Annotated in this window: 11 protein-coding genes; 5 read left to right on the top strand and 6 right to left on the bottom strand. The window is 61.4% G+C overall.

What is annotated here, in order from left to right; genetic code table 11:
* Window positions 1-32: 32 nt before the first annotated feature.
* Window positions 33-1,175 carry an efflux RND transporter periplasmic adaptor subunit gene (locus L4923_RS05590; protein ID WP_239362666.1) on the bottom strand — a complete coding sequence of 381 codons (1,143 nt, stop codon included), beginning with the start codon at window positions 1,173-1,175 and terminating at the stop codon, window positions 33-35.
* 175 nt (window positions 1,176-1,350) lie between these two features.
* Here L4923_RS05590 and L4923_RS05585 point away from each other — a divergent pair, with 175 nt between their 5' ends.
* From L4923_RS05585 to L4923_RS05570, 4 genes are all read left to right on the top strand, one after another.
* Entirely contained in the window at window positions 1,351-1,593 is a 243-nt protein-coding gene (locus L4923_RS05585; protein ID WP_239362664.1) for a hypothetical protein, read from the top strand.
* Between the two features lie 340 nt (window positions 1,594-1,933).
* A complete protein-coding gene (locus L4923_RS05580; RefSeq protein WP_239362661.1) occupies window positions 1,934-2,944 on the top strand; it encodes an iron ABC transporter substrate-binding protein in 1,011 nt (336 codons plus the stop codon).
* A gap of 152 nt (window positions 2,945-3,096) precedes the next feature.
* Window positions 3,097-4,680, top strand: coding sequence for an ABC transporter permease (locus L4923_RS05575; RefSeq protein WP_239362659.1), 1,584 nt, complete (start codon window positions 3,097-3,099; stop codon window positions 4,678-4,680).
* Window positions 4,677-5,762, top strand: a complete 1,086-nt coding sequence (locus L4923_RS05570) for an ABC transporter ATP-binding protein (RefSeq protein ID WP_239362658.1) — start codon at window positions 4,677-4,679, stop codon at window positions 5,760-5,762. Before L4923_RS05575 ends, L4923_RS05570 begins: the two co-directional genes overlap by 4 nt.
* A 38-nt stretch (window positions 5,763-5,800) precedes the next feature.
* On the opposite strand, the gene L4923_RS05565 is transcribed toward L4923_RS05570, so the two are convergent.
* From L4923_RS05565 to tlpA, 5 genes are all read right to left on the bottom strand, one after another.
* Window positions 5,801-6,874 (bottom strand): sn-glycerol-3-phosphate import ATP-binding protein UgpC, encoded by a 1,074-nt coding sequence (locus L4923_RS05565; RefSeq protein ID WP_239362657.1) that lies wholly within the window; start codon window positions 6,872-6,874, stop codon window positions 5,801-5,803.
* A 6-nt stretch (window positions 6,875-6,880) separates the two neighbouring features.
* Window positions 6,881-7,729 (bottom strand): sn-glycerol-3-phosphate ABC transporter permease UgpE, encoded by an 849-nt coding sequence (ugpE, locus tag L4923_RS05560; protein ID WP_239362878.1) that lies wholly within the window; start codon window positions 7,727-7,729, stop codon window positions 6,881-6,883.
* A gap of 34 nt (window positions 7,730-7,763) precedes the next feature.
* Window positions 7,764-8,648, bottom strand: coding sequence for a sn-glycerol-3-phosphate ABC transporter permease UgpA (gene ugpA, locus L4923_RS05555; RefSeq protein ID WP_239362656.1), 885 nt, complete (start codon window positions 8,646-8,648; stop codon window positions 7,764-7,766).
* Window positions 8,649-8,823: 175 nt separating this feature from the next.
* A complete protein-coding gene (gene ugpB / locus L4923_RS05550) occupies window positions 8,824-10,134 on the bottom strand; it encodes a sn-glycerol-3-phosphate ABC transporter substrate-binding protein UgpB (protein WP_239362655.1) in 1,311 nt (436 codons plus the stop codon).
* Window positions 10,135-10,342: 208 nt separating this feature from the next.
* Window positions 10,343-11,026: a thiol:disulfide interchange protein TlpA gene (gene tlpA / locus L4923_RS05545; protein WP_239362654.1), complete on the bottom strand. Its 684-nt coding sequence runs from the start codon at window positions 11,024-11,026 to the stop codon at window positions 10,343-10,345.
* A gap of 32 nt (window positions 11,027-11,058) precedes the next feature.
* Here tlpA and argH point away from each other — a divergent pair, with 32 nt between their 5' ends.
* Window positions 11,059-12,459, top strand: coding sequence for an argininosuccinate lyase (argH, locus tag L4923_RS05540; protein ID WP_239362653.1), 1,401 nt, complete (start codon window positions 11,059-11,061; stop codon window positions 12,457-12,459).
* The last annotated feature ends 13 nt before the right edge of the window (window positions 12,460-12,472 follow it).

The following is a 12,472-nucleotide window of genomic DNA, read 5'->3' as shown; positions in this document are numbered from 1 at the left end:
GCAGATCCCGATTTCGGATTCGATGAAAACGACTACAGCGTGCCGGCGGCGGCATCGCCGCCGACCAGCTTCTTGATTTCCTGCGGATCAGCTTGCACGGGCTGCACGACATCACCGTTCGTCACCAGTTCCTGGCCGGCAACGATGACGCGCGCATCCGCCGGAATGCCGGCGAGCACGAGGCCGGCCGGCGTGTCGTCAACCAGATCGATCGGAAAAAAAGTCACCTTGTTGTCCTTGTTGACAGCACGGATGCCGAGATCGCCCTTGTCGCCCAGTGTCACTACCGAGCGCGGCAGCATGACCGCATCTGCCGGCTTGGCCGACAGTGTGATTTCAGCCGTCATGCCGGCGGGAATGGCGCCATCGGCGTTCGGAACGGCGATCTCGACGCGGAAGGTGCGGGTAGCTGCCGATGCGTCGCGGCTGATGTAGCGCACTGTGCCTTCGACCACCTGCCCGCTGACCAGCCGAACATCGGCCTTGTCGCCTATTTTGAGATAGCCAAGGTCGCGTTCGCTGACTTCGCCGCGCGCGATCACTGGATCGAGGCTGAGGATGGTGGCTACTTCGCCGCCCTGCGGTACAGCGCTGCCGAGTTCCACCGGCACGCGATCGATGACGCCGTTGAAAGGCGCCTTCACTTCCTTGCGGGCAAGCTCGCTCTCGGCAGCATCGAGCTGCGACGATGCCAGGGCCAAGGCGGAACGGGCGCTGTCGAGCTGCAGCTTGGCAAGGTTGCCGGTCTTGGCCAGCCGTTCGGCCGCTTCAAGCTCGGCCTGGCGCTGCCCCTTCAGCTGACGGGCATTCTCGACAGCCGAGATCTTTTCCTCGGCGTCAAGCATGAGCACGATATCGCCGATCTTGACATGGTCACCCTGCTTGACCGGCAGTTCGCTGATGACGCCCGCCACGCGGGTGGCAAGCACGGCGCGCTTATCGGCCTCCGTCACGCCAGAGATGCGGATTGCCCGCGCATGCTCGCTGCGCGGTGGCGTCACCACTTTGACGATACGCGCCGAAGCTTTCTGTTCCGCCTGTTCCGTCTTCGCCTCGGTTTTAGGCTCTTCGGAAGCGGCGCTGCCCACTGACGAGAAGTGACCCGTACCCATCCACGCTGCAAAGCCAACAAGCACCACAATGGCTGCGACCTTGTGAAACTTCATTTTCGACATCGTTGTCATCCGGTGAAACGTGAACCCCCGCCGCGTCTCCGGTCGGCGCGCGTTCGATATGGGAATGCGCGTAGCGATCTTCAAATTACCGTGATCGGCAGACCGCGCTTTCTACATGAATCGCTCTTATTAGACAGTGGTAAAAATAAGAACGGCCGCTCGTTCATGGCTGTTTATGACCAGCGAAGTCATTATTTTCGTGAAAATCGATGGCAATTTTACTGGAAAACGAAAAGAGTTTTCAGCATCGGCCATCTTCGCTGTGCGCTGTCAAAACAGACGCCAACGCTTCCGCCAAACGATCGTCCCGCATTGGACTCTTGCTCGTCATGCAAAGCGCCCTAAGCCGGACCGGCCAACCGCAACAGATCGCCCGGATCAGAACCTCACGCTCAGTCTTTTTCCTTCAATCATCTGAAATTCATGTAGATTTTGTCTTGCAGCCATAGTCCAGAACTCATCTGGCCTTGTTGGACACCTCAATTGAGTACCTGCTCGATCGCCGCTCCACGTGAACCATGACGAGCTGGAAGACCCTCGCCGCCCGCAACCGTTCCGCCGCCATCGGGCAAATCAAACAGCCAAAAGTCCCATAACTCTGGCAGCAGGCGTCAGGATCATAGCGTCGCACCACGCGATTTTTGGCTACGGTCACGACAGACGACATGCCGCACCGTTTGATTTGACAAAATGTAGACCAGGTCGATCATGTATTGGTAGCTGTTCCAACACCGGATCGCTCACTCGAGGAGACCTTGATGAAGTCCATTTTTTCGATGCTGGCGGGTGCCGCGGCGCTTTCGATCGGCCTCGCCGCGTTGCCGGCCTTGGCAGCGGATGGCGACGGCATCGTTGTTTACAACGCCCAGCATGAGAGCCTGGCCAAGGAATGGGCTGAAGCCTTCACCAAGGAGACCGGCATCGAGGTAACGCTGCGCAATGGCGGCGACAGCGAGTTCTCCAACCAGATCGTGGCGGAAGGCAAGGCCTCGCCGGCCGATGTTTTCCTTACCGAGAATTCGCCGGCCATGGCGCTGGTCGATGCGGCTGGCCTGTTCGCACCCATCGATGCCGACACGCTGGCTCTGGTGCCGGAACAGTATCGGCCGTCTGACGGCAAGTGGGTTGGCATCGCGGCGCGCAGCACTGTCTTTGTCTACAACAAGGACAAGCTGAAGGAAGACCAGTTGCCGAAGTCGCTGCTCGATCTCGCCGACGCCAGCTGGAAAGGTCGCTGGGGCGCTTCGCCATCCGGCGCCGACTTTCAAGCGATCGTTTCGGCGCTGCTCGAGCTGAAGGGCGAAGAGGCAACCACCACCTGGCTCAAGGCCATGAAGGAGAACTTCAAGCCGTTCAAGGGCAACAGCACGGTCTTGAAGGCGGTCAACGCCGGTCAGATCGATGGCGGCGTGATCTATCATTACTACTATTTCGGCGATCAGAATAAGACCGGCGAGAACAGCAACAATGTCGTGCAGCACTATTTCAAGAACCAGGATCCGGGCGCTTTCGTCTCGGTTTCGGGCGCCGGTGTGTTGGCTTCATCCAAGCACGCCAAGGAAGCGCAGGCCTTCGTGAAGTGGCTCGCGGGCAAGGGTGGCCAGGAGATCCTCAAGACCGGAACCTCTTTCGAATATGCGATCGGCAATGGCGCAGAGTCCAACGCCAAGCTGGTACCGCTCGCCGACTTGCAGGCACCCAGGATCGACCCGCAGAAGCTCAACTCCAAGAAGGTGACCGACCTGATGACGGCGGCTGGCTTGCTTTAGCCGGCGTTCGTCCTAATAAGGACCGCATGAACAGCGCTCCCGCGGTCCCCGCGGGAGCATTTCATTTCCGGGACCAAATCCCCTGATGGCCAAACCACCCTTTGTCCTTTCTTTCAGCCGTATCCGCCTTCCGGAGCAGTGCGGGTGATTTGATGGCTGCTTCGGGTGAGATCGCGCGTGCCGACACGCCAGCCTTGGTATCCGGAAAGCGGGCCCCTGCTCGCTCCTTTCCGTTGATCACGCTGACCGCGATCATCATTTCCATTCTGGCATTGCTGCCGCTCGCTTTCGTGATCTTCATCGCCATCCAGACGGGTTGGACGACGGTCGTCCAGCTGGTGTTCCGGCCGCGCGTCGGCGAATTGCTCGTCAACACCGTTCTGCTGGTCATCTTGGCCGTGCCGATCTGCGCGGTGCTTTCGGTGGCATTGGCCTGGTTGACGGAGCGAAGCGACCTGCCCGGCGCCCGGCTGTGGTCCTGGCTGGCAGTGGCCCCGCTTGCCGTACCGGCCTTCGTGCATTCTTACGCCTGGATCACCTTCTGGCCGGACCTCAATGGCCTTTTCGCCGGCGTCTGGGTTTCGGTGATCGCCTATTTTCCGTTCCTCTATCTGCCGGTTTCGGCTGCTTTCCGTCGCCTCGACCCGGCTCTGGAAGATGCTGCCGCGTCGCTGGGCCTCAGCCCCTGGCGTGTTTTCTTCAGGGTGGTGTTGCCGCAACTGCGCTTGGCGCTGTGTGGCGGCGCGCTGCTGGTCGGACTGCACCTGCTTGCCGAATACGGCCTCTACGTCTTCGTGCGTTTCGACACCTTCACCACCGCGATCGTCGACCAGTTCCAGTCGACCTTCAACGGTCCAGCCGCCAACATGCTGGCCGGCGTCCTTGTCGCCTGCTGCCTCGTGCTGCTGACACTTGAAGTGCTGGTGCGAGGTGAGGAGCGTTACGCCCGCGTCGGTTCAGGCGCCGCCCGCCTGAAGCCACGCACGGCACTCGGTCGAGCCGCGTTGCCCTGCCTGGCTTTACCGATCGTCGTCACGCTGCTCGCGATCGGCGTGCCTTTTTTGACGATTGGACGCTGGTTGATTGCCGGCGGCAGCGATGTGTGGCGTCTGGACGAGATCGGCCTTGCGCTCGGCCAGACCCTGTTCCTCGCCGTTGCCGGCGGCATTCTTGCGACAATCGCGGCCACGCCGATGGCCTGGCTTTCGATCCGCGCCCCGGGCCGCCTGCAGCGCATCCTGGAGGGCTGCAACTACGTAGTCGGGGCGCTGCCCGGCGTTGTGGTCGCGCTGGCGCTGGTCACCATCGCTGTACGCGTCGTCCAGCCGCTTTATCAGACGCTTGCCACCATCCTGTTTGCCTATGCGCTGATGTTCCTGCCGCGCGCGCTTGTCTCGCTGCGCGCTTCGATCGCACAGGCGCCGGTGGAACTGGAGCGCGCTGCCGGCAGTCTCGGCCGCTCACCGTTGAAAGCGCTATGGGCAACGACAATCCGCCTCTCGGCACCAGGCGCTGCGGCTGGCATGGCACTGGTAGCGCTCGGCATCATGAATGAACTGACGGCGACGCAGATGCTTGCGCCCAACGGCACACGCACGCTGGCCATGGCTTTCTGGAATTACAGCGGCGAGATCGACTATGCGGCGGCTGCACCCTATGCAGCAATCATGGTGTTGATCTCACTGCCCCTTACCTGGCTGCTCTACGTGCAGTCGAAGCGACTGGCTGGCCAATGAGTTTCCTGGAAATCGCCTCATTGTCGAAGAACTATGGTCCGGTTGCTGCCGTTACCGGCATTGACCTTGCCGTCGCGAGCGGCAGCCGCACAGCCATCGTCGGCCCTTCCGGCTGCGGCAAGACCACATTGCTGCGTCTCATCGCCGGCTTCGAAGCGCCGGATGGCGGCCGCATCACGCTCGACGGAAAGCTGCTCGCCAATGGTGGCACCAGCGTACCGGCGCATCTGCGTGGAATAGGCCTCGTGGCGCAGGATGGCGCGCTGTTTCCGCACCTGACCATTGCTGGCAATATCGGCTTCGGCCTCGACCGTAAGGAGCCTCGGCGCGATGAGCGCATCGCCGAGCTGGCCTACATCGTCGGGCTCGACAAAAGCATTCTCTCCCGCCGCCCGCACCAGCTTTCCGGCGGCCAGCAGCAGCGCGTGGCATTGGCGCGCGCGATGGCGATGAAACCGCGCCTGATGCTGCTCGATGAGCCTTTTTCCGCACTGGACACGGGCCTGCGTGCCTCGATGCGCAAGGCGGTGGCCGAAATGCTGGAAAGCGCCGGTATCACCACCATCCTGGTCACGCATGATCAGACGGAAGCGCTTTCCTTCGCCGATCAGGTTGCCGTCATGCGCGAGGGCCGCTTCTCACAGATCGGTACGCCGCGCGATCTCTATCTCAGACCCAAGGATCGCATGATCGCCGAGTTCCTCGGCGACGCCATCGTGCTGTCGGCGAAGATCGCCAATGGCTATGCCGAGTCAACGCTCGGCCGCATTGCCGTGGACGGCCGGGAGCCGCGCGACATCGCCCGCATCATGCTGAGACCCGAACAGGTTCTGCTTGCCGCGGCCTCGCGCAACGAGCTCGCAGCGGCTCAGCCTGGCGTGCTCTTCGGCGAAGTAACCGAATCGGAATTCGGCGGCGCATCCTGCGCGGTCGCCATCAAGCTTCTCAACACACCCGATCCGCCCGAGGCGGCAGCCATCGGCTCGACACCCCTGGTCCTGAAAAAGCCAGGTGTCGACGCACCATCGGTAGGCGACATCGTGCGCATCAGCGTCGTCGGCAAGGCGCATGTCTTCAGTTGAGCGCCCGTCGGATCGCCGCTTAAGGTCAGCGTACGGGCTTAGACACGCTTCCCCGTGCTGTCGAACCAATGCAGCTTTCCAGCCGGCACCATGACCTTGAGTTGGTCGCCAGGCTTGGCCGCCGCACGGCCGGAAACCCTGACCACGATACGCCCCCCGGCGGCCGCGCAATAGAGGAAGCTCTCCGCTCCCACCGGCTCGACGGCCTCGACGGTGGCCGACAGTTTAAGCGAGCCTGTCGTTCCTTCGCTGATGACATCGGCATCTTCAGGCCGGAAACCCAACGTCGCGGCATGCGCTGGCGCTGAGATCTCCAGCCCTTCGCCATTGGCGAGGACCTTTTCCGCCGTGTCGACCGGGCTGTTCGGCTTGGCCGCAATGGCGAGCAGGTTCATCGGCGGCGCGCCGATGAAGGAGGCTACGAAGGTCGAGGCCGGCTTCTCATAGATATCAAGTGGTGCGCCCATCTGCTCGACCAGCCCGGCATTCATGACCACCAGGATGTCGGCCAGCGTCATCGCTTCCAACTGGTCATGCGTGACATAGACCGAAGTGACGCCCAGCGACCGCTGCAGGTTCTTGATTTCGACGCGCATCTGTCCGCGCAGCTTGGCGTCCAGATTGGAAAGCGGCTCGTCGAACAGGAACACCTTGGGATTGCGCACGATGGCGCGGCCCATGGCGACGCGCTGGCGCTGGCCACCGGAAAGTTCGCGCGGACGCCGGTCAAGCAGATGCGACAGTTCCAGCACCTTGGCGGTCGAGCGCACACGCGAATCGATCTCGTCCTTCGGCGTGCCGCGATTGCGCAGACCGTAGGCCATGTTGTCGTAGACCTTCATGTGCGGATAGAGTGCGTAGTTCTGGAACACCATGGCGATGTCGCGCTCGGTCGGTCCAACGGCGTTGACCACCTTGCCGTCGATGGCACAGGTGCCCGACGAGATCGTCTCCAGGCCGGCGATCATGCGCAGCAGCGTGGACTTGCCGCAGCCGGACGGGCCGACCAGCACGCAAAGTTCCTTGTCAGGGATGGCTATCGACACGCCTTTCACCGCCTCCACCCCGCCGGGGTAGACCTTGCGCACGTCTTTCAGGTCAACTGTCGCCATCTATTCTCATTTCTCCGTATCGACGAGACCGCGCACGAACCAGCGCTGCATCAGCACGACAACCAGGATCGGCGGCACGATGGCGAGGATCGCCGTCACCATCACCAGGTGCCATTGCGTGTCGGCATCGGCAAAGGACACCATTTTCTTCAGCGCAATGACGATGGTGGTCATGTCATTGCGGTTGGTGACCAGCAATGGCCACAGATATTGCGTCCAGCCATAGATAAAGAGGATGACGAACAGCGCCGCGATGTTGGTGCGCGACAGCGGCAACAGGATATCGAAGAAGAAGCGCCAAGGACCGGCGCCGTCGACTCGCGCGGCTTCGACCAACTCGCCCGGAATGGTCATGAAGAACTGCCGGAACAATAGTGTTGCCGTCGCCGATGCGATCAAGGGAATGATCAGGCCGGCATAGGTGTCGATCAGGCCGAGGTCGACCATCACCTTGTAGGTCGGCAGGATGCGGACTTCGACCGGCAGCATCAGCGTGATGAAGATCAGCCAGAAGATCGCCATGCGGAACGGGAATCGGAAGAATACGATGGCATAGGCCGACAGGATCGAGATCACGATCTTGCCGACCGCGATGCCCAATGCCATCACCGTCGTGTTCCACAGAAGTGTACCGGCACCGACACCGCCCAGGCGTCCGGCACCGCCGAACAGCGCTTCGCTGTAATTGTTCCAGAATTCGCTGCCGGGCAGGAGCGGCAGCGGCGGCCTGAGGATCGTTTGCAGCGTCTGGGTGGATGCAACGAAGGTGTAGTAGATCGGGAACGCCACGATCACCAGGCCGAGGATCAGGATGGCGTGGGCGACATAGATGCCGCTCGCCGACTGGCCGATCATCAGCTTGTCATGCCCGCTGCCGGGCGCCTTCGGCTCAGCCATAGTGCACCTTCCTCTCCACGTAGCGGAACTGGATGGCGGTGAGCGCGATGACGATGATCATCAGGATGACCGACTGTGCGGCTGAAGACCCGAGGATCAGATTGACGAAGCCATCATTGTAGACCTTGTAGACCAGCGTCTCCGTCGCTTTGCCGGGGCCGCCGCCAGTGACGGCGTGAACGATGCCGAACGTGTCGAAGAAGGCATAGGTCGTGTTGATGACCAGCAGGAAGAAGGTGGTCGGTGCGAGCAGCGGAAAGACGATCGTCCAGAAGCGTTTCGCCTCTCTGGCGCCGTCGATCGCCGCGGCCTCGATCAGCGTCTTCGGGATCGCCTGCAGGCCAGCGACGAAGAACAGGAAGTTATAGCTGATCTGCTTCCAGGCGGCGGCGGCGACCAGCAGGACCATCGCGTCGGTGCCGTTGAGCACGGGATCCCAGGCAATACCCATCTTGCGCAGCAGGATCGCCAGCGAACCGATCGACGGGTTGAACAGGAAAAGAAACAGCATGCCGGCGATGGCCGGAGCCACCGCGTAGGGCCAGATCAGAAGCGTGCGATAGAAGCCTTTGCTGCGCACCACTTTTTCGGCCATCACCGCAAGCAGGAGGGCGACGATCATGGCGACCGCTGCGGTCGCCACCGAAAAGACCACCGTGACCTTGATCGAATGCAGGTAGTTCGGGTCGGCCAGCACCTTTTTGAAATTGTCGAACCAGACGAATTTCGACTTCAGGCCGAAGGGGTCCTCCTTGAGCATCGACTGGTAGAGCGCCTGCGCCGCAGGCCAGTAGAAGAACACCAGTGTGATCGCGAGCTGCGGCGCCACCAGAAGATAAGGCAGCAGCTTATTCGGGAAGACGACGCGGGGGGTCATGGCAGCCTTTCCTCCCTTGAGGGGGAGGTGTCGCCAAGGGCGGCGGCGGGGGTCCTGTCAAGAAGAACCGCCCGTTCGCTCACTTTGAAACAAAGTCTGCGCGCGCCCGCTTGGACCGCCTCTGGCCGCTGCGCGGCCATCTCCCCCTCGAGGGGGGAGAGTACGCCGGCGCTCATCAATTCCCCAACGCTTCCTTGATGGCGGCGTTGCCGCGCGAGACCGCATTGTCGAGTGCCTGCTGTGCGGTCTGCTGACCGGCCAGCATCTTCTCATATTCCTCGTTCTGGATATCGCGTACCTGCGGCAGGTTCGGAAGGCGCACGCCCTTGGAATTGTCGGTCGGCGCTTTGCCCATCATCTGCAGGATCGGCGTTTCGCGGCCCGGGTTCTTTTCATAGAAGCCAGACTTCTTGGTTGCTTCATAGGCAGCCAGCGTCACCGGCAGATAGCCGGATTTCTGATGCAGATATTCCTGCACTTCCGTCTTCGACAGATAGCTGAAGAAGGCCGCTACGCCCTTGTATTGTTCTTCGGATTTGCCGCCGAAAACCCACAGGCTGGCGCCGCCGGGCGTGGTGTTTTGCGGAGCGCCCGGCGCATCGCTGTCATAGGGCAGCTGACCGATACCGTAGTTCATGCCTGATTTGACAATGTCACCGAGACCGCCCGAAGATTCGGTGAGGATGCCGCATTCGCCTGCAAGGAAGAGCTGCTTGGCCTCCGAGGTGCGGCCGCCATATTTGAAGGTGCCGTCCTTGGCAAGATCGGCTAGCGCCTGGAAGTGATTGACGTAGAGCGGCGCGTTGATCTTCAGTTCGACGTCACCCCCGCCAAGACCGTTCTGCTGTGTCGCCCACGACACATTGTTCCACGCCGCGAAGTTTTCGGTATGAATCCAGGTCAGCCAGGTTGACGTGTAGCCGCAGGCGGCTGCGCCGCTCGACTTGATCTTCTTGGCCGCCTCCCAGACCTCGTTCCAGGTCTTGGGCGGCGTGTTAACGTCCAGCCCCGCCTTCTGGAAAATGTCCTTGTTGTAGTAGAGGATCGGCGAGGAGGAATTGTAGGGGAAGGACAGCATCGTGCCGTCGGGCTTCGAATAATAGGCGACAATGCCCGGCAGATACTGGCCCTTGTCGAACTGTGCGCCTGATTCGGTCAGCACATCAGCCACCGGCTTCACCGCGCCTTCAGCAGCCATCATCACACCGGTTCCGACATCGAACACCTGCAGGATGTCCGGCGCCTGCTTGGCCCGGAAAGCCGCAATACCGGCATTCAACGCTTCCGGATAGGTGCCCTTGAACACCGGAACCAGCTCATAGTCCTTCTGGCTGGCGTTGAAATCCTTGGCGATCTTGTCGACGACTTCGGCGTTGGCGCCGGTCATGGCATGCCACCAGCTGATCTGCGTGACCGCGAAAGCCGAAGTGGTGGTGCAGAGGACGAATGTAGCGGCGACCCCGGCCGCAAGACCGCGAAACGACATGTTTCTCTCCCGTTATCCGTTGGCGGCCGATTAAGCCCGCGGCGCGAGTATGGGTCGAATACGATGAGCCGACAACGTTTTTGTTTCGAGTGCGACTATCGTAGCATCGTTTGGCTTGCGACTGACTTTCGAATTGCACAAGATTCGTTAGCCGGCAGTCCTCATCCGGCGCCTGGTTGGGAAGCCCGCAGCTCTTCGGAAAGGCGCTTTAATTAGCCAGCGCCGTATCCACCAGGCGCTTCGCGTCATCGCCGGCCCATTCGGCGGGACCGTTCATATGGCCGATCAGGCAACCCTCGCCGTCGACGAGAAGTGTCACCGGCAAGCCGAGTGCCAATCCCCGTTTCTTCAGGTCATTGAATACGTCCATTGAAGCGTCGCGATAATGAGCCAGCGACTTCACGCCGATTTCATCGAGGAAGGCCTTCGGTTTGGCATCGTCGCCGATATCGACATTGACTGTCATCACCTCGAACCTGTCAGAACCCTTCTCCTTCTGCAGCGCATCGAGCGCCGGCATTTCGGCGCGGCATGGTGCACACCAGGTCGCCCAGAGGTTGACCAGTACGGTCTTTCCGGCGCGATCTGCCAGCGTCATCGGCTTGCCGTCCGGTCCGTTGAAGGCGAGCCCCTTCAACGATTGCGGCGGATCGGCCGGCAGAAGCGCTGCGACCTGGCCCGTCGCGGCGGCCGCCACCTTCTTGGCGCGCTCGGTCTTGGCAGCACAGAACGCGTCGTCCTTGCTTGCGGACGCCGTAGCCGCCGGCACAGGCGTGTTGTTGCCAGACCCGCTCTCCCTGACATATACCGCGACCGCGCCAGCCAGCACGCCGGCGACAACCGCGGCGAGGATCAGCCGTGGGGCGGGAAAGAATTTCTTGCCGTCTGCCATGTCCAAATGTCTCCGGGGATCGGGTTATAGCGATGAGCGACAAGAAGGCCAGCAACCAGATGTGGGGCGGACGATTTGCCTCGGGCCCGGCTGCGATCATGGAAGCGATCAACGCGTCCATCTCATTCGATCGCAAGCTCTACGCCCAGGACATCCGCGGCTCGATCGCCCACAGCGAAATGCTGGCCGAAACAGGCATTATTTCGGCGGATGATCAACAGAAGATCGCTCACGGCCTGAACACGATTTTGAAAGAGATCGAGGTAGGACAGTTCGAATTCTCGACCCGGCTGGAAGACATCCACATGAATGTGGAAGCCCGCTTGGCCGAATTGATCGGTCCTGCAGCCGGGCGCCTGCACACCGCGCGTTCGCGCAACGATCAGGTCGCGCTCGACTTCCGGCTCTGGGTCAAGGACGAGTTCCACCGTGTGGCCGAAGCGCTGAGAGGACTTATTGCCGCTTTCCTGGTGCGAGCCGAGGAACATGCCGCCACCGTCATGCCTGGATTCACCCATCTGCAGACGGCGCAACCGGTGACCTTCGGACACCATTGCCTCGCCTATGTCGAGATGTTCGCCCGCGATTTGTCGCGCGTTCGCGACGCGATCCAGCGTATGGACGAGAGCCCGCTGGGCGCGGCTGCCCTTGCCGGCACTGGCTTCCCGATCGACCGTCACCAGACGGCCAGGGCGCTCGGCTTCCGCGAACCGACCCGCAATTCGCTCGACAGCGTTTCAGACCGCGACTACGCGCTGGAGTTTCTGTCGGTGGCAGCGATCTCGGCGACCCATCTGTCGCGCTTGGCGGAAGAAATCGTCATCTGGTCGACACCGCAATTCGGCTTCGTACGCCTGTCGGATTCCTTCTCGACCGGCTCTTCGATCATGCCGCAGAAGAAGAACCCTGACGCTGCCGAACTGGTGCGCGCCAAGACCGGCCGTGTCAGCGGCCATCTCATCGGCCTGCTTACCGTCATGAAAGGCCTGCCGCTGACCTATTCCAAGGACATGCAGGAGGACAAGGAAGCCGTCTTCGACGCAGCCGAAACCCTCGACCTGATGCTTGCAGCCATGACCGGCATGGTAGGCGACATGACGATCAACGTGGCGGCGATGAAGAAGGCCGCCGGCTCGGGCTATTCGACGGCCACCGACCTTGCCGATTGGCTGGTGCGCACGCTTGGCCTGCCCTTCCGCGAAGCACACCACGTCACCGGCCGTGCGGTAGCGCTTGCCGAGAACAAGAAGGTCGGCCTGGAAAAACTGACGCTGGAAGACCTGCAGTCGATCCACGAAGGCATCAGCCAGGATATTTTCTCGGTTCTGTCTGTTCAGAATTCGGTCAAGAGCCGCACCTCGTTCGGCGGCACCGCGCCATCGGAAGTGCGCAAGCAGATCCGTTACTGGAAAAAGCGCCTCGCCAAGGCTTGATGCCGGATGCAAT

It is taken from the genome of Terribium retamae (assembly GCF_022347545.1).
Lineage (GTDB): Bacteria > Pseudomonadota > Alphaproteobacteria > Rhizobiales > Rhizobiaceae > Mesorhizobium > Mesorhizobium retamae.
This window is presented reverse-complemented; position numbering and strand designations above follow the sequence as displayed.